Genomic DNA, 23,117 nt, shown 5'->3' on the forward strand with positions numbered 1-23,117 from the left:
ATCGCCATGAACGGGCACGGCCCCGCACGCTCACTGCTGCGCGTGCAGATCCCAGGTGGTCAGGTAATCGGGATCCACCACGATGGAACCCCCGGTACGCAGGCGGTATTCCCCGGGTTCGGCAGGCAGGTACTGGTCCAGCATCGGCGGCAGGTAGCGCTCGTGGCCATCGGCTTCATCGGCCAGCACCACGCCCTCTTCCGCACTGATGCGCAGCACCGTACCGGAGTACTGCTGCCGTCCCTGTATCTGGCCATCGCCACCGTACCGCGTGATGCCCACCAGCACGACCTTGCCGATCATCTGCTCGGCCTTGGCATCGTCCAGGGGCGGAAGTGCTGCATTGAATTCGTCGCTCATAGAAACCTCCCAAGCACGCCTTCAATCGTTTCGTCGATGGATGTGCTGCCGTCCTTGTCACGGCCGGCATGTCATGTGCCCGGCATCCCGGGCCAATGCTGCGTGTCATCCCCTTCCTGATGGGATGCTGCCACCGCCGGCGGAATGGGCAAGTGAAGAAATGCCCTGCGGCCATACCGCATTGCTGACGGGTTTTCCCGCGGTACAGCCAGCGCCGGCCGTGCGGGCCTGTGCGTCTTGGCTGCGGGTAGAATGCCACCATGCGAACCGTACACGCCCTGCGCTACATCACTCCGCTGCGCGAAGGCGGCTCCCTGCCGGCCATCGTGGAAACCGATGACGACGGCATGGCCGTGCTCAAGTTCCGTGGTGCCGGCCAGGGCCCCAAGGCGCTGATTGCCGAACTCATCGCCGGGGAAATGGCACGCACGCTGGGCCTGCCGATTCCCGAGATCCTGTTCGTGGAACTGGACCGCGAGTTCGCCCGCACCGAACCGGATCCGGAGATCCAGGACCTGATCCGTGCCAGCGAGGGCCTGAACCTGGGCCTGGACTACCTGCCCGGTGCGATCAACTATGACCCGGCGGCGATGCCGGTGGATGCGGATCTGGCCTCGCGCATCGTCTGGTTCGATGCGTTCACCAGCAACGTGGACCGCACGGCGCGCAATCCGAACCTGATGGTGTGGCACCGCCAGCTGTACCTGATCGATCATGGTGCGGCGATGTACTTCCACCATGACTGGGCCAACGCGGGGGATGCCTGCGAGAAGCCGTTCGTGCTGGTGCGCGACCACGTGCTGCTGCCGTTTGCCAGCCGCATTGCCGAGGTGGACGCCGCGCTCGCGGCGCGCCTGCCCGATGCGGAGATCGAGCGCATCGTCGACCTGGTGCCGGACAGCTGGCTGGTGGACGAGCCGGCCTTCGACAGCCCGCAGGCGTACCGTCAGGGCTACATCAACTACCTCACGCACCGCCTGAAGGTGCGCGCGGTGTTCGTGCAGGAGGCCATCCGTGCCCACGCTGCACACGTATGACTATGCGGTCATCCGCGTGGTACCGCGGGTGGAACGCGAGGAATTCATCAACGTCGGGGTGATCGTGTCCTGCCCGGGGGCACGCCACCTGCAGGCGGCGATCGAGATCGATGCCGCGCGCATGGCGGCTTTCGCCCCTGTGCTCGACCTGGAAGCGCTGCAGCCGTGGCTGGATGCCATCGTGGCGATCTGCCGCGGCGATGCCAGTGCCGGCCCGATCGCACAGCTGCCGGCACGTGCACGCTTCCACTTCCTCACCGCCAAACGCAGCTCGATCGTGCAGATGTCGAGCACGCACGTGGGGCGCACCGATGATCCGGCCGGCGTGGTCGAACACTTGATGACGAAAATGGTACGGGTGCCCAGGTAGGCACTGCCGGTTGCCGGCCTGCTGGCCGGCAGCCCACGTCGATTCGCCGGTCCTCAGCCGTGCTGCACGGCCCGCTTCCACAGGCGCCAGCCGAGCAGCGCGCAGGCGGCACCTGCCACCAGGAACAGCAGGGCCACCGCCGTGTACCCGGCCTGGTAGCCGTGCGCATACGCAGCGCTGACCCCCTCGGGCACCGCCGGGGGCACATCGGTGATGAGACGCTTCAGCCCGCGATGCAGAAACGCCAGGCTGGCCAGGTAACACGCGACGGTCAGCAGTCGTTGCATTGTGTGATTTCCTTCCTTGCGGGTATCGATGGACTCACGATAACAGCTTCAGTGCCAGCACTTTCCCATCACGGTGGCGGCAGTGCATATGCCATCACGTAATCGCCCTTCGGCGTCTCCATGAAATGGTGCCCGGTCGCGACGATCACCACGTACTGGCGTCCGCCCTGTTCGTACACCATCGAGTTGGCCTGGCCACCGGCCGGCAGCTTGGCGTGCCACAGCTCCTTGCCGGTCTTCAGATCAATCGCGCGCAGCAGGTCGTCGGTGGCGGCGGCAATGAAGATCAGGCCACTGGCGGTCACCACCGCGCCGCCGTTGTTGGGGGTGCCGATCTCGATCGGCAGGCCGGAACGGAAGCCGAACGGGCCGTTGCCACGTGCGCTGCCGAACGGACGGTCCCACAGCAGCCTGCCGGTACGCAGGTCGATGGCGCGGATGCCGCCATAGGGCGGCTGCTTGCACGGCAGGCCTGTGAACGGCAGGCGCCAGCCGGCGTTGACGTCGATGGCATACGGGGTGCCCACCTGCGGGTCCCCCGCCCCTTCACCGGCCCCCCGGTCGGCACGCTGCTGCTCGCGCGGCAGCCAGCCCTTGCGGTCGGCCTCGGCACGCGGCACCAGCCGGTTGTAGTTGGGCAGGTCGTTGTAATTGGCCACGATGATCCCGCGCCGCGGATCGAGCGCCACGCTGCCCCAGTCCGAACCACCGTTGTAGCCCGGATACTGGATGGCGTGATGGTCCGCCGACGGCGGGGTGTAAATGCCCTGGTAGTGCGCCCTGCGGAACTGGATGCGGCACACCAGCTGGTCGATCGGGGTGAGGCCCCACATGTCACGCTCGGTCAGGTCATGTTCGCGGCGCAGGGTGTGGTAGCGCGAGAACAGCTGGGTGGGCGAGCGCTGCGCCGGCTCGACACCGCCGCTGGGCACGGGGCGCTCCTCGGTGGGGGTCAGCGGCTGGCCGGTGCGGCGGTCCAGGATGTACAGGTCCCCCTGCTTGGTCGGCAGCAGGATGGCCGGCACCTTGCCCGCCGGGGTCGGGTAATCCACCAGGCTGGCCTGCGAGCCCAGGTCATAATCCCACACATCCCTGCGGACGGCCTGGAAATGCCAGGCCGGCTTGCCGGTGGTCACATCGATGGCCACCAGCGATGTGGCGTACCGGTTCTGGTTGTCCGTGCGCGAACCACTCCAGTAGTCGCCTGCGGCATTGCCCAGCGGCAGGTAGACCAGGCCCAGCTGTTCGTCGCCGGTCGCGGTGGTCCACAGGTCCGGCGTCCCACGGGTATATTCCTGGCCCTGCCGTGGCAGCCGGGTCAGCTCGGGCTGGTCCATGTCCCAGGCCCAGCGCAGCTTGCCGGTCACCACATCGAACGCCTGGATCACCCCGGAGGGCGCATCGCGGCGCTGGCCGTCCAGCACCTGGTGGCCGGTGACGATCACCCCGCGCACGATGGCCGGTGGCGAAGTGATCGAGACGTAGCCGGGCGGCACCTCGCCCATCCCCAGGGTGATGTCCACCTGGCCGTTGTTGCCGAAACCGGCGCAGGGGCGGCCACTGTCGGCATCGACGGCGATCAGGCGTCCATCCAGCGTGCCCTCGATGATGCGGGCGGTGCAGGCCGGCCGCGTGCCGTCCGTGCGGGTGGCATGGACCAGCATCGGCGCCGGAACCACCAGGTCGGCGGCATCATCGGCAAAGCGGGGGGTGCGGGCGCCGGCAACCGGCAGCTCGTAGTACGACACGCCCCGGCATGCGGCCGTATAGGGAATGGACGCATCGCGGACCTTCGGGTTGAAGCGCCAGAGCTGCCTGCCGCTGGCGGCTTCCAGGGCAATCAGCTGGTTGCGGCCGGTGCACAGGTACAGGCGATCACCCACCTTGAGCGGCGTGGTTTCCGCCCCCCAGCGCCGCTTCGGCAGGTCGCCGGTGCGGAACTGCCAGGCCGGCTGCAGCGTGGCGACGTTGGCCGGGGTGATCTGCTTCAGCGGCGAATAGCGGGTGGCGGCATTGCTGCGCCCCCAGGCAGTCCAGTCGCTGTCGGCCGGCTGGTCAGCCGGCTGCAGTTGGGTGGTGTCGCGGGTGGGTTCCAGGCCGGCGCCGCTGGACGGTTCCGGGAAGGGCTGGTGGCCGTCCACCACGCCATGCGGCACGAACGCCAGGGTGACGGCGGCCATGAAGCCCAGTGCCAGCACGGCGGCCAGCGCGCGCGACAGGCGCCTGGGCACCGGTGCCTGCAGTGTCGGGGTCAGCAACGACAGCACGAAGGCCAGCCCGGTCATCAGCCCCAGCCGTGGCACCCAGCGCCAGTAGTCGCTGCCGGACTCCCACCCCGTCCACAGCAGCGTGCCGAGGTAGACGACCGCGAACAACAGCGCACCGCTGCGCCGGTTGCCCCACAACAGGATGCCGCTGAGCAGCAGGCCGACACCGGCGGCCACGTAGTACGCCGAACCGCCCAGGTTCAACAGCCAGCCGCCCAGGCCGCCGATGACCAGGCCCAGCACGATGAACACCAGCGCCAGCACGGTCACCAAGGGATGGCGCGTCGCAGAAAGGGGACGGGGCGCGGACTGCGGCGTGGCGGACATCGGCGATCTCCGGGGGCAGCATGGCCCCTTATCCCACCGCTGCCGTGAAATGCACGCGTATTTTCATCACGGCAGCGGCAGGTCGCCCATGCGGCGTGCAACGGGCGACCCGACACGACGACGCCGGCACAGGGCCGGCGTCGTCGGGTACCTCAGGTGCAGCGCGGGATCACTCCTGCGGCGCGTCCTCGGCAGCCACCGGGGTGGCATCGCCAAGGGCGGCCGCCGGCGTGGCCACGGCCACTTCGTCGTCGTCCTCGTCGATGGACGCATCCATCCGCTCCACGGCCTGCAGCTTCTCGTCCTTGGACAGGCGGATCAGGGTCACACCCTGGGTGTTGCGGCCGACGCGGCTGATTTCCGAACCACGGGTGCGCACCAGCGTGCCGCCATCGGAGATCAGCAGCACTTCGTCATCGGAGCCCATCAGCACCGCGGCCACCAGCTTGCCGTTGCGCTCGGTGGTCTGGATGCCGATCACGCCCTGCGTACCACGGCCCTTGCGCGGGTAGTCCGGCAGCGGGGTGCGCTTGCCGTAGCCGTTCTCGGTGGCGGTGAGGATGTACTGCACGCTGGCGTCGTCGGCGCCGTCGATCACCGCATCGCCGTTGGCTGCGGTCTCCTCGACACCGTTGTCGTCCTCGTTCTCGTCCTCGATGCCACCGGCACTTTCGGCCACGATCAGGCTGACCACTTCCTCGCCGGCCGGCATCTTGATGCCGCGCACGCCGGTGGCGGTACGGCCCATCGAACGGACCTTGTCTTCACCGAAGCGCACGGTCTTGCCGTTGGAGGCGAACAGCAGGATGTCACGCTCACCGTCAGTCAGGCCGACGCCGACCAGCGCGTCGCCTTCGTCAAGGTTGATCGCGATCTTGCCGCGCGCCAGGCGGAAGGCGAACTCGCTCAGCGGGGTCTTCTTCACCGTGCCGTTCCTGGTGGCGAAGAACACGAACTGGCCTTCGGCATACTCGCGCACCGGCAGCACGGCCTGCACGCGCTCGCCCGGTTCCAGCGGAATCCAGTTGATGATCGGGCGGCCGCGTGCGTTGGAACCGGCTTCGGGCAGCTGGTACACCGGCAGCCAGAACACCTTGCCGCTGCTGGTGAAGGTCAGCAGCGTGTCATGCGTGTTGACCAGCCACAGCTGTTCGATGAAATCCTCTTCCTTGGTCGCCGCCGCACTGCGGCCACGGCCGCCACGGCGCTGCGCGCGGTACACGCTGACCGGCTGGCGCTTGACATAACCGGCGTGCGACACGGTGACCACCACGTCTTCCGGCGCGATCAGGTCGAGGATGTCCAGGTCTTCTTCGCTGTGGCGGATTTCGGTGCGACGCTCGTCGCCGAATTCCGCCTTGACGTTGACCAGTTCCTCGCGAATCACCTGCAGCAGGCGATCGGGATCCTGCAGGATGTGGATCAACCCGGCGATCACTTCCAGCAGCTGCTTGTACTCATCGGTCAGGCGGTCCTGCTCCAGCCCGGTCAGGCGGTGCAGGCGCATTTCCAGGATCTGGGTAGCCTGGATCTCGGTCAGCTGGTAACCGCCCTCGACCAGGCCAACGCCCTTGGGCAGGTCTTCCGGGCGCGACGCCTCGGCACCGGCCGCGCCCAGCATCGCACCGACCAGGCCCGGTGCCCACAGGCGGGCGAGCATGCGTTCGCGCGCCTCGTTGGGGTTGGGCGAGGTCTTGATCAGTTCGATCATCTCGTCGATGTTGGCCAGCGCGACGGTCAGGCCTTCCAGCACGTGGGCACGGGCGCGCGCCTTGCGCAGCTCGAACACGGTGCGGCGGGTGACCACTTCGCGGCGGTGGCGGACGAACGCCTCGAGCATCTGCTTGAGGTTCATCAACTGCGGGCGGCCATCAACCAGCGCCACCATGTTGATGCCGAACACCGATTCCATCTGCGTCTGCTGGTAGAGGTTGTTCAGCACAACCTCGGCCGATTCGCCGCGCTTGATCTCGATGTAGATGCGCATGCCGTCCTTGTCGGACTCATCGCGCAGCTCGCTGATGCCTTCGATCTTCTTTTCCTTCACCAGCTCGGCGATCTTCTCGATCAGACGCGCCTTGTTCACCTGGTAAGGAATTTCAGTGACGATGATCGATTCGCGGCCGTTGTCGGCCACTTCGATGTCCGCCTTGGCCCGGATGCGCACGCGGCCACGGCCGGTGCGGTAGCCGGCGATGATGCCGGCCGTGCCGTTGATGATGCCGGCGGTGGGGAAATCGGGGCCCGGGATGTACTCCATCAGGCCGTCGATATCGATCTGCGGGTTGTCGATCAGCGCGATGCACGCATTGATCGACTCGGTCAGGTTGTGCGGCGGGATGTTGGTAGCCATGCCCACCGCGATACCGGCCGAACCGTTGACCAGCAGGTTCGGGAACCGGGTCGGCATGACCGTCGGCTCCAGTTCCTTTTCATCGTAGTTGGGCTGGAAATCGACGGTTTCCTTGTCGATGTCCGCCATCAGCTCATGCGCCAGGCGCGACATGCGGGCTTCGGTGTAACGCATCGCCGCGGCGGAATCGCCGTCGATCGAACCGAAGTTACCCTGGCCATCCACCAGCATGTAGCGCAGCGAGAACGGCTGCGCCAGGCGCACCAGCGTGTCGTACACCGAGGCGTCGCCATGCGGGTGGTACTTACCGATGACGTCACCGACGATACGCGCCGACTTGAAGTAGGGCTTGTTGCTGTGCGCGTTGAGTTCGTTCATCGCGAACAGCACGCGACGATGCACCGGCTTGAGGCCATCGCGCGCATCCGGGAGGGCGCGGCCCACGATCACGCTCATGGCGTAATCGAGGTAGCTCTTGCGCATCTCGTCTTCCAGGTTGACCTGGATGATTTCCTTGGCGGTTTCTGCCATTCGGGTTCCGTTCTCTGGTAGCGGTCCAGTCCGGGCGCCGGGCCTTGGCAGGCATGGCATCCGGAAGTCTGTTTGAACCGGTTGAGTCTACCACAGAAGGCCGTTTTCCGCCTGTCTTTACAGGGATTTTACCGGCACAAATCAGGAACTTAGGGGGTCTGGCAGGCGCCATCCCGGCGGCGGCCCGAAAAGCCATCCACGCAGGGCGTGGATCTACCGGAAATGCGGGGATGCGGGGACCCGGGCCACGGCCGGCGGCGCGCCAACACCCCCCGCTCCCCGGCCATCCACGCCCTGCGTGGATGGGGCTGCCGCAGGGGCCAGAACCCCCGCGATGATCAGCCGCCGAACGCCGCCTTCATGCTGGCCACGGTCGGGTTCAGAATCACCCCGCGTTCGGTCACGATGGCATCGATCAACTCGCCGGGGGTGACGTCGAACACCGGATTCCAGGCGGCGATGCCTTCGGCCACGGTGCGGGTGCCGCCCACGCCGTACAGTTCGCCCGGGTCGCGCTGCTCGATCTCGATCTGGCTGCCATCGGCCGTGTCCATGTCCACCGTCGAGGACGGCGCCACCACCATGAACTTCACGCCATGGTGGCGCGCGGCGATGGCCAGCTGGTAGGTGCCGATCTTGTTGGCGGTATCACCGTTGGCGCAGATGCGGTCGGCACCGACGATGACCCACTGCACCGCGCCGGTCTTCATCAGGTGCGAGGCCGCCGAATCGGCGATCAGGGTGGCATCGATGCCATCCTGCTGCAGTTCCCACACGGTCAGGCGCGCACCCTGCAGCCACGGGCGGGTTTCGCCGGCGAACACGCGGGCGATGCGTTCCTGGGCCATGCCGGCACGGATCACGCCCAGCGCGGTCCCGAAACCAGCAGTCGCCAGCGAGCCGGTGTTGCAGTGGGTCAGCACGCCGCTGCCGGCCTCGATCAGGCCAGCCCCCAGCGCGCCCATGTGGTGATTGGCGGCCAGGTCTTCGCGGGCGATCGCCTCGGCTTCCGCTTCCAGCACCTGGCGCCAGTCGGCACCGGCGGCGGCCAGCGCGCGACGCATGCGCGCCAGCGCCCAGGCCAGGTTGACCGCGGTCGGACGCGAGGCGTTCAGCCGTTGCAGCGCCGGTTCCAGCTTCTGCAGCGCCTGTGCGCCGTCATCGGCCTGCACATCGCGCGCCGCCAGCACCACGCCCCAGGCCGCGGCGATGCCGATGGCCGGTGCGCCACGCACGGTCAAGGCATGGATGGCCGCCGCCACCTGGTCGCTGTCGGTACAGGCCACATGCTCCACCACGAACGGCAGCTTGCGCTGGTCCAGCAGTTGCAGGGCATCACCGGTCCACAGGATCGGGCGGATGTGGTCGTAGCGGGAGAAATCGAAGTCGGTGGAGGCGTTCATCGCCCCATTGTAGCGGCCCGCAGGGCTTCAGTTCACCGAGAACTCGGCGCGGCAGCCGCCATCGACCCAGATGCCATGGCGGTCCCAGCCCCAGGTCTGGCCCTGGACGCAGGCGGTACTGGACAGCTGGCGGCTGACCACGGCACCGGCACCGATGCTGACCCCGCAGAAACGGCGCTTCTTCGACTTGGATTCACAGGTCAACCGGCGCGGCACATCGACGAAGCGGCCATCCTTGTCGGATACCTCGAAGTCGCCCTGGCAGCCACGGCTGGTCCAGACCTCGTTGCGACGGTAGCCCCAGCCCTGCCCTTCGCGGCACGGCAGCACCGACAGCTGCCGGAGCAGGCGCACCGCCCCGCCGTCCAGGCGCACCGGGCAGCTCTGCGGGCGCCCGCTGGATTCGCAGCGCACCACGCGCCGGACAGTCGGCGCGCCGGTGGCCGATGTGGCCCCGGGGCCGGCACTGCGCGCACGGAAGTCCGCACGGCACCCCAGCGTCACCCATACGCCACTGCGGTCGGTTCCCCACTCGCTGCCACGCACGCAGCTGTTGCTGGACAGCTGGCGCACCAGGTCCACGCCCTGGCTGACATCCATATCGCAATGCACCCAGGCCATGTCCTTGGATTCACAGGTCACCACCTTCTGGTCGTACCCGCTTTCCTGTGCGGAGAGCGGAAACGGCAGCAGCGCACCCCACATCGCCATGGAGTACACCGGTACCGCGGCCACCGCGAACAGCTTGACCAAAGTGTTCCCCGTCAGTCAGGACACGCCGCACAGACAGGCGGCACTGCCGCTGATGAGAACATCATCGACGTTGGCCACGCAAGCACGGCAGCCGATGGTTTGGTGACAGTGCGTGACGTTCAGCAAGCCACACCGTTCAGGCATGGGCGAAATCGAAGGCCAGCACATCGGCAATACGCGGCGTACGCGCCATGGCCATCAGCAGGCGGTCGATGCCCACCGCCACGCCGGCACAGGCCGGCATGGACGGCAACGCCTGCAGCAGGGCCTCGTCCAGCGCCGGCAGCACATCACCGCGTTCACCCCGGCGTTGCAGGTCGCGCTCGAAACGCGCCCGCTGTTCATCGGCATCATTGAGCTCGTGATAGCCGTTGGCCAGTTCGACCGTGCCCAGGTACAGCTCGAAGCGCTCGGCCAGCGGTGGCTCGCCCGGACGGATGCGGGCCAGGGCCGCCTGCGAGGCCGGCCAGTCGTGCACCACGGTCATGATGGCGTCATCGAAGTGCGGTTGGATGCGATGGGTCATCAGCAGGTCCAGCCAGTCATCGCGGACCAGGCCCTGGTCATTGATGCCGATGTCCTGCAGCGGTGCACGCAGCGCGTCGAGGCCGGCGGTGAACGGGTCCACGCCCACGTGCTGCAGGAACAGATCACGATAGCTCATCACCTGCAGCTGCGCGCTGCGCCCCACCAGGGCCAGTGCCGCATTGACCAGCGCAGCGGTCTCCTCGACCAGCCGGTGGTGGTCCCACCCCACGCGGTACCACTCCAGCATGGTGAATTCGGGATTGTGGCGGCCACCGGCCTCGCCGTTGCGGAACACCCGCCCCAGCTCGTAGCAGTCACCCACGCCGGCGGCCAGCAGCCGCTTGAGCGGGTACTCGGGCGAGGTGCGCAGCCAGCGCCGGCGCGCCCCCGCATCGACGTGGCCACTGAAATCGGCATGGAAACTGTCGATGTTCGGCTCGGTGTTGCCCGCCACCGACAGGATCGGGGTTTCCACTTCCAGCACGTCACGCGCGGCGAAGAAGCCGCGCACCAGCGCGTTGAGCGCCGCACGCTGGCGCAGGCGCTGCCGCAGTGCCTCGCTCACAGGATGCCCTCGCTGCGCGGATGGTCCAGCGGCAGGGTCAGCAGGTCGCGTGTGTCATCGATGTAACCGGTGGCCAGGTACAGGCGCCGTGCCAGTTCGTTGTGGCGGTTCACTTCCAGCCGCATGCGCCCGACCCCGCGCCCGCGCGCACGCTGTTCGCAGGTGGCCAGCGCCTGCTTGCCACGGCCACGGCCACGTGCGCTGGGCCCCAGGTACAGCTCGTCCAGCAGGACGAAATGACCGCCCTGCTCCAGGCTGAAGCCCATCGCCAGCACGGCATACCCCACCACCTGCCCGGCTTCGTCCAGCCACAGCAGCACCTCGCCGTTGCGCGGGTCGGCCAGCAGCGCATCCACGCCCCGGCGCACGCGCGCATCGTCGAACTCAATCTTGTCTTCGGCGTAGAAGTCGCGCATCAACGCGATCAGCAACGCCTCGTCGGCACGGGTGGCCAGGCGGAAATCCAGCGGTGCGGTCTGCATGGAGGGTCCTTGTCGATCTCTGCGGAAGAAACGGACGGGCACCAGGGTGCCCGCCCCCGGTCATTCGTGTTCGGCCAGGAAGGCCAGCAGCTGGTCTTCGTCCCACACCGCCACGCCGAGCGACTGGGCTTTTTCCAGCTTGGAGCCGGCCTCGGTACCGGCCACCACGAAGCTGGTCTTCTTCGACACGCTGCCAGCCACCTTCGCGCCCAGTGCTTCCAGGCGCTCCTTGGCCGCATCGCGGGTGAGCGCTGACAGGGTGCCGGTCAGCACCACGGTCTGCCCCTCCAGCACGCCGGCAGCCTGCTCGGCCTGCTGCGGCGCCTTGGCCAGCAGCTCATGCAGCTTCTGTTCGGCCAGCAGCAGCAGCGGGCCATGGCCATCGGTGTCCAGCCACGCGGCCAGGCCACGTGCGGTGTCCTCCGGCAGGCCTGCATTGACGAACTGGCCATGCTCGGCATCCAGTACCGCCTGTGCGGTGGTCAGCGCCGCCACCAGCTTTTCCGCACGCAGGCGGGTGATGCCCGGAATCTCCGCCTCCACCAGCACCTGTGCCAGGTCCAGGCCCTCGCGCAGCTTGGCGCTGGGCGCATGCGCATCACGGATGCGCACCTGCCCGGCCTGCAGCAGCTGATCGATGGCCTGCTGGTTGCCGGCCTGCTCGAAGAAGTGGCCCAGCGAACGCGCCACTTCGCCGCCGATATCCGGCACGCGCTTGAACAGCGGCCATGGCAGGTAGCGGATCAGCTCCAGGTCACCGAACCACACCGCCAGCGCCTTGGCCGTGCTTTCGCCCACATGCTCGATGCCCAGCGCGAACAGCAGGCGCTCCAGCGTGGTGGTGCGGCTGGCATCGATGGCCGCGATCAGGTTGTCGGCCCACTTGGTGGCGATCTTCTTCGTGTTCCACTCGAAAGCCGTCGGCTGCGAAAGCGCCTGCGCGCGCCAGCCCGCATCATGGCCATCGAGCCTGAGCACGGCGTTGAGCACCGCACCACTGCCTTCGGCCGGCAGATGCAGCTTCAGCGCAGCCGCCAGCTCGGACGGGCCTTCGGCATCGAGCACCAGCTTCAGGTGCAGCAGCTGGTCGCGGGTCAGCCGGTACAGATCGGCCACGCCACGCACGATGCCCGCATCCACCAGGGTTTCGATGTACTTGTCGCCCAGCCCGTCGATATCCATCGCCCGGCGCGAGGCGAAGTGGGCAATGGCTTCCTTGCGCTGCGCCGGGCAGGTCAGGCCGCCCGAGCACCGCCAGACCGCCTCGCCCTCTTCGCGCAGGATTTCCGAGCCGCACACCGGGCAGTGCGCCGGCATCTGCCACGGCGTGGTCCCGGCCGGGCGGCGGTCGGCGATCACGCTGACCACTTCGGGAATGACATCGCCGGCGCGCCGCACGATCACACTGTCACCCACCCGCACGTCCAGCCGTGCGATCTGGTCGGCGTTGTGCAGCGTGGCGTTGGACACGATCACCCCGGCCACCGCCACTGGCGCCAGCCGCGCCACCGGCGTGGCCGCACCGGTACGGCCGATCTGGATCTCGATCGCCTCCACCGTGGTGCTCTGCTCCTGCGCGGGGAACTTGTGCGCGATCGCCCAGCGCGGCGCGCGGGCAACAAAGCCCATCGCCTGCTGGCCGGCACGGTCGTCCAGCTTGTAGACCACGCCATCGATGTCGAAGGCCAGGTCATCGCGCTGCCCGCCGATGCTGCGGTAATAGGCCAGCAGGCCGTCGCTGCCCTCCACCACCTGGCTGAGGCTGCTGACCGGGAAGCCCCACGCGCGCAGCTGCGCCAACGTGCCCGAATGGGTATCGGGCAGTTCGCCGCCCTGCACATCGCCGGTGCCATAGGCGAAGAAACTCAGCCTGCGCTGCGCGCTGATCTTCGGGTCGAGCTGGCGCAGCGAGCCGGCCGCACCGTTGCGCGGGTTGGCCAGCACCTTGCCGCCGTGCAGGCGCGCTTTGGCGTTGAAGGCCTCGAAATCGGCACGCGCCATGTAGACCTCGCCGCGTACCTCCAGCACATCCGGCCAACCGCTGCCCAGCAGCTGCTTGGGAATGTCGTTGACTTCGCGCAGGTTGGCGGTCACGTCCTCGCCGGTGCTGCCATCGCCACGGGTTGCGCCCAGCACGAAGCGGCCCCCCTCGTAGCGCAGGCTGATCGCCAGCCCATCCAGCTTGGGTTCGGCGGAAAAACGCAGCGTGCCGCGCTTGAGGCGTTCGTCGATACGGCGGACGAAATCGGCCACTTCCTCATCGCTGAATGCATTGGACAGCGACAGCATCGGCAGCGCGTGGCGCACTTCGGCAAAGCGACCCGAAGGGCGGCCACCGACCTGGGTGGTCGGCGAATCGGCCGTGACCAGCTCGGGGTGTTCACGCTCCAGCGCCTCCAGTTCGCGTACCAGCCGGTCGTACTCGACATCGGGGATCTGCGCCTCGTCCAGCTCGTGGTAGGCACGGTTGGCCTGGGCGATCTGCCGGCGGAGGTCGTCAACGCGTTCGGCGGGGCTGGGGGTCATTGGAATCCGGTGGTTCTGGGACAGTCGGGAATTCTACCGCCCCCAGCGTGCCCATCCCGTGCAACGGCAGCCCGCTTGCCGGCATGCACGCGCAGCGCTAGCGTGCGTCGGTCGCCCCTCTGGATCCTGCCGTGTCCCTGCCCACGTCCCGTCGTCATTTCCTGCAACTGGCCGGCACCGGCCTGGTCGTGGCCGGCACGGGTCTGCCCCCGTTGGCCACGGCCCAGCGGGCCCCCGCCACCGTCGGTGCGGCCTCCGCCCACCCGGGACCGGCGCTGCTCAACTTCAACGAATGCCCCTATGGCCCAGCCCCGGCCGCGCAGCAGGCCGCGCGGGACAGCATCGCCGCCAGCGGCCGCTACCGCTTTGAACTGGCCGGCCAACTGCGCGATCTGTTCGCCGCGCAGGAACAGGTGCCGGCTGAACGCGTGCGCCTGTACCCGGGGTCGAGCGAACCGCTGAACCGTGCCGCCACGCTGTGGACGGGCCCGCAGGCGGCCGTGGTGGTGGCTGACCCTACGTTCGAGGCACTGGGCGACCTGGCGGCTACGCGCGGTGCCCAGGTGCAGCGCGTGCCGCTGCGGGGCGATGGCGGCCACGACGTGCGCGCGATGGTGGCGGCAGCGCACGCGCGCCCGACCGGCCTGATCTATATCTGCAACCCGAACAATCCCACCGGCTCGGTGACCCTGCCGGCCGATCTGGCCTGGCTGCTGGCCAACAAGCCCGATGCCACCCGCGTGCTGGTGGATGAAGCCTACCTGCAGTACAGCACGCAACCCTCGCTGATCGGCCAGGCCGCACAGCGCGACGATGTGATCGTGCTGCGCACGTTCTCCAAGCTGTACGGCATGGCCGGCCTGCGCATGGGCGTGGCCACCGCGCACCCGGACCGCCTGCGCGAACTGGCCAGCCTGGGCGACAATCCACTGCCCGTGCCGGCCATGGCCGCCGCGCTGGCCAGCCTGCGCGACCCGCAGCTGGTGGCCCAGCGCCGCCAGCAGAACGCGCAGGTGCGCCAGGCCACCATCGCTTGGCTGGGCAAGCGCGGTTTCAGCAGCGTGCCCTCCGAAGCCAACTGCTTCGTGGTGGACGTGCAGCGCGATGGCACCGCCTTTGCCCAGGCCATGGCGGCCGAAGGCGTGGTGATCGGCCGCAGCTGGGCGATCTGGCCGCAGCGGGTGCGGGTCACGGTGGGTACCGAGGAAGAAATGGCCCGTTTCCGCGGTGCCTTCGCCAAGGTGGCTGGCGTACCGGCGTGATATCGATCCACGCCGATGGCGTGGATTTCACTGTCAGGCATCCACGCGGGGCGTTGATCTCCCCTGGAACAGACGCGGTGCTTACCAGCGCGGCGGCTTGGTCAGCGGCGGGGCCTGGTGCTGGCGGTCGTAGGCACGCAGCTCATCACGGATGTGGGCGATGCGCTGCCGGCCCAGCGCGTTGCGGCTGTCATCGAGCACCACGCCATCGAGCAGTTCGGCCATGCGCTGCACGGTGGGCAGCATCTTCTCCCACGCATCGAGCGCGGTCAGCGGCGCCGGCAGGGTCAGGAAGAAGGCGATGGCCGGGGTTTCCATGCTGCGGATGTTGGCCATGTCGAAGCTGCCCGGCTTCATGATGCTGGCCATCGAGAAGATCGGGCCACGCTCGGGGTGGCCTTCCACCAGCCGGTGGAACACGTTCATGTGGCCGAACACCAGGCCGGTTTTTTCCGCGGCCACCACGATGTCTTCGCCGCGCAGCTTCTCGCCCGCACGGGCGGCCACGAACAGCGAAACGATCTTGTCGAAATCCGGGGTGGCGCGCTTGCCGAGGTCGCTGGCCGCGCCCGGTTCCACGTCGGGCAGGCCCAGTTCGGCCTGCTCGCCCTCCGGCGTCAGGCCGGGCTCGGCGCGGTCCTCGATTGCAACCCCTTCCTCGCCCAGCACCGGCTCGCGGCGCGGCGCACCGGGAGAGGCCGGCTCGTTACCCTCGACCCGGCGCCCCTGGGGCTTCTTCTTCGGACGGCCAAACAGGAAGATCGCAGCGATCAACAGCAGGCCGGCGGCCATGATGCCGATGCGCAACAGTGCCGTGTCGGACATTCGATAGGTTCTCCGGCTGATTCATTCAGGTGACAGGATGGCACGTCAGGCAGCGCCCGCCAATCGTGCGGCTTCTTCCAGGTCCACGCTGACCAGGCGGCTCACCCCCGGTTCGCGCATGGTGACGCCGGACAGCTGGTGGGCAGCTTCCATCGTGGCCTTGTTGTGGCTGACGAACAGGAACTGCACCTTCTCGCTCATTTCCTTGACCATGTTGGCCAGGCGGCCGACGTTGGCTTCATCCAGCGGCGCATCCACTTCGTCCAGCAGGCAGAACGGGGCCGGATTGAGCTGGAAGATCGCAAACACCAGGGCCACGGCGGTCATCGCCTTCTCGCCACCGGACAGCAGCGAGATGCTGGACACGCGCTTGCCCGGGGGCCGCGCCATGATGGTCACGCCGGTGTCGAGCAGGTCCTCGCCGGTCAGTTCCAGGTAGGCATGGCCACCGCCGAACAGGCGCGGGTACAGGGCCTGCACGCCGGCGTTGACGCGGTCGAAGGTGTCCTTGAAGCGGCCGCGGGTCTCGCGGTCGATCTTGCGGATGGCATCTTCCAGCGTTTCCAGCGCCGTGGTCAGGTCCACGTGCTGGGCTTCCAGGTAGTCCGAACGCTGCGAGGCCTCGCCATACTCGTGGATGGCCGCCAGGTTGACCGGCTCCAGCCGGCGCATGCGTGCATCGATCTGGTGCACGGTCTGCTCGAAATCGTTCAGGCGTGCTTCGTCGGGCAGTGTGTTCAGCACATCCTGCATCACGAAACCGGCCTTCTCCACGGCGGCCTGCAGCTGCTCGGCACTGAGCACCAGTGCCTGCTGGTCCAGCCTGCGCTGGGAAATACGCTCGCGCTGCGATACGGCCTGTTCGTCACGCTTGTGCCGGGTCTGCTCGAAACTGCGCAGCTCGGCATCGATGCCATCGAGCAGGGTCCGCGCTTCGGCCAGCACGCGGTCGGCACGCACGCGTTCTTCCAGCGCGTTCTGGTGCTCGGCCTGCAGCGATTCGACCGGCGAATCGCCTTCGTCCAGCTGCGCATGCAGGTCGCCCAGGCGTGAGTCGAGCTGGCCACGCTGGGTGGTCATGCGCTCCAGTGCCTGCCCCAGCGAGGCCACCTGGGCCCGCTGCGATTCCAGCGTCAGCGCCAGCGCGTGCGCACGTTCGCGCACGGCACGCGCGGCTTCGCGCGCGTGGTCGCGCGCGTCGGTCAACTGGCGGCGCTCACCCTCCAGCCCAGCCCGCGTCGATTCCAGGTCGCCCATGCTGCTGACGGCATCTTCCAGCCTGCCGCGCGCCTGGCGGGCCTGTTCCTGGTTCACGTCCAGCGCGTCCAGCAACTGCGACAGTTCGCCTTCGATGCGGTCGATGCGGGTCCGCGCCGCCTCCACCTTGCCCTGCTGGCTCTGCAGCTGCCCGGCCAGTTCGGACACGGCGCGGTGGGCCAGGTACAGCGCACGCTGTGCATCCTCGCGCTGCTGTTCGGCCGCCAGCAGCTGCTCGCGGCAGCCGGACAGCTGTTCTTCCAGATCCGATTCACGGCCCTGCAGCTGCTCGATCTGCTCGCGCAGTTCATTGATGTCCCGTTCGCGCAGGAGGGCGCCCTGCTGCACCGCACCGGAGCGCGACACCCGCAGCCAGCCCTCACCCAGGCGTTCGCCGGCCCGGGTGATGACCGATTCGCCCTCGCCCAGCGCGGCCTGCAGCGTACGCGCCTGGGCCAGGTCGTCGGCCGCATGCAGGCGCGCCAGCAGGCGGCGGATCGCCACCGGGCCACGCACCTTGGCCGCCAGCGAGGTCGGCGCCACCGTCAATGCGGCATCCTCGGCGGCGACCAGCGCGATGCGCCCGTCGCCCAGTTCGCCCAGGGCATCGACCAGGCGGGCCGGGTCGTCCACCAGCACGCCTTCGATCAACTGGCCCAGCGCGCTTTCCACGGCATTTTCCCAGCCCGCGTCCACGTCCAGCCGCTCGCCCACGCGCGCGGCCGAATCCAGCCCGCGCGCCTGCAGCCAGGCCACGGCGGCGCCCTGCTCCTGGCCCAGCGCGGCCTGCTGCAGCGTCTCCAGCGATGCCAGGCGGCCGCGCAGGCCGTTGGCCTGCTTGCGCACCTCGGCCAGCTCGGCCTGCGCACTGCGCTGCTGTTCCTGCACTGCCGCCACGCCCTGCTTGCGCTGCTCGACCTGCCCGGTCAGCTCCTCCACCGCGGTGCTCTGCGTTTCATGCTGCAGGTGCAGCTGCTCGAACGCCTCGTCCAGCGCATCCAGGTCCAGCCCGGCGCGCTCGCTGGCCAGGGCTTCACGGCGGCGGTCGGCATCGAGGATCTGCTTGTCCAGGTAATCCACGCGGGTACGCTCGACGTCACCGGCACGCGATGCCTCGGAGGTGTGCCGGGTGTGCTGTTCCCAGCGCTGCTGCCAGTCGGCCAGGCGTGCCTCGGCGTCCCGCAGGGCCTCCTGCTTGATCTCGTTCTCTTCCTGCAGCTGCTCCAGCTGCGGGGTGGCATCGTCCACCGCTTCGCGCAGCACGCCCAGCCGGGCTTCGTCGCCGCTGATGTGCTGGCCCAGCTCGGCCAGGGCCTGCTGGGTTTCATCGCGGGCCTTGTGCAGGCGGGTGGACAGCTCGCGCTGGTGCTGGATCTGCTGTTCCAGCCGGGCCAGCGTGCTGCCGACCTGGTAGACCTCGGCCTGCGCGGCATTGAGCGCGTCGGCCGATTCCTCGCGGCGCACGCGGGTGGTCTCGATGCGCGCTTCGGCATCGCGCTGCTCGGCGATCAGCTGCTGCAGGCGGGTTTCCTCTTCGGACAGCCCGGCGCGCAGCGTGGCCAGGCGGCCATCCAGCCCGCGGAACTCCAGCGCCTTCCATTCGGCATCCTTGACCCGGCGCTCTTCCTGCAGCGCCTGGTACTGCTCGGCCTGCCGCGCCTGCCGCTTGAGGTGCTCCAGCTGCTTGCCGATCTCCTCGCGCAGGTCGTTCAGGCGGTCCAGGTTCTCGCGCGTGTGGCGGATGCGGGTCTCGGTTTCCTTGCGCCGTTCCTTGTACTTGGAGATGCCGGCGGCCTCTTCCAGGTACACGCGCAGGTCCTCCGGCCGGGCCTCGATGATCTGGCTGATCATGCCCTGCTCGATGATGGAATAGCTGCGCGGGCCCAGGCCGGTACCCAGGAACAGATCGGTGATGTCGCGGCGGCGGCACTTGGTGCCGTTGAGGTAGTAGTTGCTGGTGCCGTCGCGGCTGACGGTGCGCTTGACCGAGATCTCGTTGAACGCGGCGTACTCGCCGGAAATGGCGTGGTCGCTGTTGTCGAAGATCAGTTCGACCGTCGCCTGGGACACCGGCTTGCGGGCCGAGGAACCGGAGAAGATCACGTCGGTCAGCGAATCGCCGCGCAGGCGGCTGGCCGAACTCTCGCCCATCACCCAGCGCACCGCGTCGATGATGTTCGACTTGCCGCAGCCGTTGGGCCCCACGACACCGGTCATGTTGGTCGGCAGGTGCAGCGTGGTCGGATCGACGAAGGACTTGAAGCCGGACAGCTTGATGGTGGACAGACGCATAGGGTTTCCGGGCCGGGGGCCGCCGGGCGGCCTGCGTTTACCCTCCAAGTCATTGATCCCATTGGGATCGCCGGCCGTGGAACGGGTGTGACGCCCTGAGTATACCGATGTGGCCGTGTTCTACGAATGGGCGTGGAACATCGGGGCCGGGGGCGGCCTGGCGGGAATCTGGCGGCTGCGGTCGCGGCCGGTACACCCGCGCGCGCCGCCAAAACAAAACGGGCACCCTTGCGGGCGCCCGTTCCGGTGATACCAGGCCTTGCGGCGTGGGATCAGGCTTCAGCCACGACCACAACCTTGACGGTGGTCTCGACGTCGGCGTGCAGGTGCACCAGGACGTCGTACTCGCCGATGTTGCGGAAGGCGCCTTCGCCCAGGATGACTTCGCTCTTGCTCAGCTCCAGGCCGGCAGCGGTGAAGGCATCGGCGATTTCGCGCGCGCCGACCGAGCCGTACAGCTTGCCTTCGGTCGAGGCATTGGCGGCGATGGTCACGCTCTGGCCTTCCAGCTTGACCTTGCGGCTTTCGGCGTCGGCGTGGATGGCCTGGGCCTTGGCTTCGTATTCAGCGCGCTTGGCTTCGAACTCGGCCTTGTTGCTCTCGGTGGCCGGCACGGCCTTGCCCTGCGGCACGAGGAAGTTACGGCCGTAGCCCGGCTTGACGGTGACCAGGTCACCCAGGCCACCGAGGTTGGTGACCTTCTGCAGAAGGATCAGCTGCATGGTAATGCTCCAGAAATGTTATTCGTTAGCGAGGCAGGCGCCCCGCAGCGATGGCTGTCCGAATAGCGGGCACAGCGGGCGGCGCGGGGCCGCCCACCGGGCATCAGACGTCGTGGTTGTCGGTGTACGGAATCAGGGCCAGGAAGCGAGCGCGCTTGACGGCGGTCGCCAGCTGGCGCTGGTACTTCGACTTGGTACCGGTGACGCGGCTCGGCACGATCTTGCCGTTCTCGGTCAGGTACTGGCGCAGGGTGTTGAGATCCTTGTAGTCGATCTCCTTCACACCTTCAGCCGTGAACTTGCAGAACTTGCGGCGACGGAAGAACTTGGACATGGGAAGGCTCCTTAGGCGGCGGAAGCGGCGTCTTCGCCGGCTTCGTTGTCAGCGTTGGCGTTGGACTCGCCTTCTTCGTCGTCACGACGACGGCGCTCACCGCGCTCCGGCTTGTCACCCTTCTCGTCCTTGCTCTTCATGATCAGCGACTGCTCGGTGTCAGCCTCGTCACGCTTGATGACCAGGTTGCGCAGCACGGCGTCGTTGAAGCGGAAGCTTTCCACCAGCTCGTTCAGCACGGCCTGGTCGGCTTCGATGTTCAGCAGCACGTAGTGGGCCTTCACCAGGTTCTGGATCGGGTAGGCCAGCTGGCGGCGGCCCCAGTCTTCCAGGCGGTGGATCTTGCCGTTGCCGTTCTCGACGATCGACTTGTAACGCTCGACCATGGCCGGGACCTGTTCGCTCTGGTCCGGGTGGACCAGGAACACGACTTCGTAATGACGACTCATGTTTTTTCTACCTTTCGGATGTGGCCTTGCGGCCGGACAGCCCCCCGCCGTTGATACCGCGGTGGGGCAAGGATTCCCGCCTAGAAGGCAGGAAGCCGCGCATTATGGCGCAAGCAACGCGGCTGGACAACCGCGCCGGGCCGTGCGCGGCGGGGAGCTGCCTCGCCCCGACACCAGAACAAACCATAAATTCAAGCAATTTCAATGACCTGCAATCAACCCAGGTCCAGATGCAGGCGGTGCTGGCCACATACCACGGCACCAGAGCAGGCCGGGGTGGCGCCGGGCCACGCCCGGCTGACGCCGGAACCGGTCTTCAGGCCTTGTCGGCGTCGGTGGTGAAGCTCTCGCCGCAGCCGCATTCAGCGGTGGCGTTGGGATTGCTGAACGTGAACGTCTCGCTCAGCCCGTGCTTGCCGAAGTCGATCACCGTGCCATCCACCAGCGCCAGGCTCTGGGCGTCGACGAAGATCTTCACCCCGTCCTGGTCGAACACGGTATCGCCCTCGCGCTGGTCACGGGCCAGGTCGGTCACGTGGCCCCAGCCGGAGCAGCCGGTCTTGGTCACGCCGAAGCGCAGGCCCAGCGCACCGGGGGTCTGGGACACGAAGCGCTGCACGCGCTCGAAGGCGATGGGGGTCAGGCTGACGGCCATGGGGGGCTCCAGTGGTACGGGGACATTATAAGGAGCCGACGGCCGAAGAAATGCCTCGCAAGCGGAACACTGCAACCGGTAAACTCCCGTGTTCACAGATCGAGTCGATCAGCAGAGGATTCAAGTCATGACGGTGGTCAGCGTTGAACATGCGCTTGCCGGGAAGATCCCGGAAGGCGGCGAAGTCACGGTACGCGGTTGGGTGCGCACGGTGCGCGGCTCGGCGAATCTGGCCTTCGTGAACGTGACCGACGGCTCCTGCTTCGCCCCGATCCAGGTGGTCGCCACCGATGCGCTGGCCAACTTCGAAGAGATCAAGCGCCTGACCACCGGCTGCTCGCTGACCGCCACCGGCACCTTGGTGAAGTCGCAGGGCAAGGGCCAGTCGTTCGAGATCCAGGCCAGCGCGGTCGAGGTGGTCGGCTGGGTCGAAGACCCGCTCACCTACCCCATCCAGCCCAAGCCGATGACGCCGGAGTTCCTGCGCGAAGTGGCCCACCTGCGCCCGCGCACCAACCTGTTCGGCGCCGTCACCCGCATCCGCAACTGCCTGGCCCAGGCCGTGCACCGTTTCTTCCACGAGAACGGCTTCAACTGGATCAGCACCCCGATCATCACCACCTCCGACGCCGAAGGCGCCGGCCAGATGTTCCGCGTGTCCACCCTGGACATGGTGAACCTGCCGCGCGACGAAAAGGGCGCGATCGATTTCAGCCGTGACTTCTTCGGCAAGGAAACCTTCCTGACCGTGTCCGGCCAGCTGAACGTCGAGGCCTACTGCCTGGCGCTGAGCAAGGTCTACACCTTCGGCCCGACCTTCCGCGCCGAGAACAGCCACACCACCCGCCACCTGGCGGAGTTCTGGATGATCGAGCCGGAAATCGCCTTCGCCGACCTGGCCGAAGACGCACGCCTGGCCGAAGAGTTCCTGAAGTACCTGTTCCGCGCGGTGCTGAACGAACGTGGCGACGACCTGGCCTTCATCGCCGAGCGCGTGGACAAGAACGCGATCACCAAGCTGGAAGACTTCATCAACGCCCCGTTCGAGCGCATCGACTACACCGATGCGGTCAGCCTGCTGCAGAAGTCCGGCAGGAAATTCGACTTCCCGGTCGAATGGGGCCTGGACCTGCAGACCGAGCACGAGCGCTGGCTGACCGAGGAACACGTCGGCCGCCCGGTGGTGGTGACCAACTATCCGGAGCACATCAAGGCCTTCTACATGCGCCTGAACGACGACGGCAGGACCGTCGCCGCGATGGACGTGCTGGCCCCGGGCATCGGCGAGATCATTGGTGGCAGCCAGCGCGAAGAGCGCCTGGACGTGCTGGATGCGCGCATGGCCCAGTTCGGCCTGGACCGCGAGCACTACAGCTGGTACCGCGATTTCCGCCGCTATGGCTCGGTGCCGCACGCCGGCTTCGGCCTGGGCTTCGAGCGCCTGGTGGTCTACGTCTGCGGCCTGTCCAACATCCGCGATGCGATCCCCTACCCGCGCGCCCCGGGCAGCGCGGACTTCTAAGCCACTGCAC

The 23,117-nt window shown here is 67.7% G+C and carries 19 protein-coding genes; 4 read left to right on the forward strand and 15 right to left on the reverse strand.

Going from position 1 to position 23,117, the window contains the following annotated elements; all coding sequences use genetic code 11:
• Positions 1–30 precede the first annotated feature (30 nt).
• Positions 31–360, reverse strand: coding sequence for a hypothetical protein (locus Q9R17_RS00870; RefSeq protein ID WP_308156589.1), 330 nt, complete (start codon positions 358–360; stop codon positions 31–33).
• A 260-nt stretch (positions 361–620) separates the two neighbouring features.
• Here Q9R17_RS00870 and Q9R17_RS00875 point away from each other — a divergent pair, with 260 nt between their 5' ends.
• Together Q9R17_RS00875 and Q9R17_RS00880 are read left to right on the forward strand one after the other, a co-directional pair.
• A complete protein-coding gene (locus tag Q9R17_RS00875; RefSeq protein ID WP_308156590.1) occupies positions 621–1,397 on the forward strand; it encodes a HipA family kinase in 777 nt (258 codons plus the stop codon).
• Positions 1,375–1,767 carry a DUF3037 domain-containing protein gene (locus Q9R17_RS00880; protein ID WP_308156591.1) on the forward strand — a complete coding sequence of 131 codons (393 nt, stop codon included), beginning with the start codon at positions 1,375–1,377 and terminating at the stop codon, positions 1,765–1,767. The genes Q9R17_RS00875 and Q9R17_RS00880 overlap by 23 nt, the downstream gene beginning before the upstream one ends.
• 53 nt (positions 1,768–1,820) lie before the next feature.
• Here the strand turns inward: Q9R17_RS00880 and Q9R17_RS00885 are convergent, their stop codons facing one another.
• The 8 genes from Q9R17_RS00885 to ligA form a co-directional block, all read right to left on the reverse strand.
• Complete coding sequence (locus tag Q9R17_RS00885) at positions 1,821–2,054, reverse strand: hypothetical protein (protein WP_308156592.1); 234 nt, start codon at positions 2,052–2,054, stop codon at positions 1,821–1,823.
• A gap of 68 nt (positions 2,055–2,122) precedes the next feature.
• Entirely contained in the window at positions 2,123–4,648 is a 2,526-nt protein-coding gene (locus Q9R17_RS00890; protein ID WP_308156593.1) for a membrane-bound PQQ-dependent dehydrogenase, glucose/quinate/shikimate family, read from the reverse strand.
• A 169-nt stretch (positions 4,649–4,817) separates the two neighbouring features.
• Entirely contained in the window at positions 4,818–7,532 is a 2,715-nt protein-coding gene (gene gyrA / locus Q9R17_RS00895) for a DNA gyrase subunit A (RefSeq protein ID WP_308156594.1), read from the reverse strand.
• 338 nt (positions 7,533–7,870) lie between these two features.
• Positions 7,871–8,935, reverse strand: a complete 1,065-nt coding sequence (gene mtnA, locus Q9R17_RS00900) for an S-methyl-5-thioribose-1-phosphate isomerase (RefSeq protein ID WP_308156595.1) — start codon at positions 8,933–8,935, stop codon at positions 7,871–7,873.
• A gap of 27 nt (positions 8,936–8,962) precedes the next feature.
• Positions 8,963–9,640, reverse strand: a complete 678-nt coding sequence (locus Q9R17_RS00905; RefSeq protein ID WP_308158394.1) for a DUF3011 domain-containing protein — start codon at positions 9,638–9,640, stop codon at positions 8,963–8,965.
• 184 nt (positions 9,641–9,824) lie between these two features.
• Positions 9,825–10,781: an EF-P lysine aminoacylase EpmA gene (epmA, locus tag Q9R17_RS00910; protein WP_308156596.1), complete on the reverse strand. Its 957-nt coding sequence runs from the start codon at positions 10,779–10,781 to the stop codon at positions 9,825–9,827.
• Entirely contained in the window at positions 10,778–11,263 is a 486-nt protein-coding gene (locus Q9R17_RS00915; RefSeq protein ID WP_308156597.1) for a GNAT family N-acetyltransferase, read from the reverse strand. The genes epmA and Q9R17_RS00915 overlap by 4 nt, the downstream gene beginning before the upstream one ends.
• A gap of 60 nt (positions 11,264–11,323) precedes the next feature.
• Positions 11,324–13,795 (reverse strand): NAD-dependent DNA ligase LigA, encoded by a 2,472-nt coding sequence (ligA, locus tag Q9R17_RS00920; protein ID WP_308158395.1) that lies wholly within the window; start codon positions 13,793–13,795, stop codon positions 11,324–11,326.
• A 125-nt stretch (positions 13,796–13,920) separates the two neighbouring features.
• On the opposite strand from ligA, the gene Q9R17_RS00925 reads away from it, so the two are divergent.
• Entirely contained in the window at positions 13,921–15,051 is a 1,131-nt protein-coding gene (locus tag Q9R17_RS00925; protein ID WP_308156598.1) for a pyridoxal phosphate-dependent aminotransferase, read from the forward strand.
• Between the two features lie 81 nt (positions 15,052–15,132).
• Here the strand turns inward: Q9R17_RS00925 and zipA are convergent, their stop codons facing one another.
• The 6 genes from zipA to Q9R17_RS00955 form a co-directional block, all read right to left on the reverse strand.
• Complete coding sequence (zipA, locus tag Q9R17_RS00930) at positions 15,133–15,876, reverse strand: cell division protein ZipA (protein WP_308156599.1); 744 nt, start codon at positions 15,874–15,876, stop codon at positions 15,133–15,135.
• 45 nt (positions 15,877–15,921) lie between these two features.
• Positions 15,922–19,425 carry a chromosome segregation protein SMC gene (gene smc / locus Q9R17_RS00935; RefSeq protein WP_308156600.1) on the reverse strand — a complete coding sequence of 1,168 codons (3,504 nt, stop codon included), beginning with the start codon at positions 19,423–19,425 and terminating at the stop codon, positions 15,922–15,924.
• Between the two features lie 272 nt (positions 19,426–19,697).
• Complete coding sequence (gene rplI, locus Q9R17_RS00940) at positions 19,698–20,147, reverse strand: 50S ribosomal protein L9 (protein WP_308156601.1); 450 nt, start codon at positions 20,145–20,147, stop codon at positions 19,698–19,700.
• 103 nt (positions 20,148–20,250) lie between these two features.
• Positions 20,251–20,481, reverse strand: coding sequence for a 30S ribosomal protein S18 (gene rpsR / locus Q9R17_RS00945; RefSeq protein WP_002804494.1), 231 nt, complete (start codon positions 20,479–20,481; stop codon positions 20,251–20,253).
• An 11-nt stretch (positions 20,482–20,492) separates the two neighbouring features.
• On the reverse strand, positions 20,493–20,930 hold the full coding sequence (rpsF, locus tag Q9R17_RS00950) for a 30S ribosomal protein S6 (protein ID WP_308156602.1): 438 nt from the start codon (positions 20,928–20,930) through the stop codon (positions 20,493–20,495).
• 316 nt (positions 20,931–21,246) lie between these two features.
• The gene (locus tag Q9R17_RS00955; RefSeq protein ID WP_308156603.1) at positions 21,247–21,585 is read right to left on the reverse strand and encodes an iron-sulfur cluster assembly accessory protein; all 339 of its coding nucleotides are present in this window, start codon (positions 21,583–21,585) and stop codon (positions 21,247–21,249) included.
• 127 nt (positions 21,586–21,712) lie between these two features.
• Here Q9R17_RS00955 and asnS point away from each other — a divergent pair, with 127 nt between their 5' ends.
• A complete protein-coding gene (gene asnS / locus Q9R17_RS00960) occupies positions 21,713–23,107 on the forward strand; it encodes an asparagine--tRNA ligase (RefSeq protein WP_308156604.1) in 1,395 nt (464 codons plus the stop codon).
• Positions 23,108–23,117 lie beyond the last annotated feature (10 nt).

The organism is Stenotrophomonas sp. 24(2023) (genome assembly GCF_030913365.1).
Taxonomy (GTDB): Bacteria; Pseudomonadota; Gammaproteobacteria; order Xanthomonadales; family Xanthomonadaceae; genus Stenotrophomonas.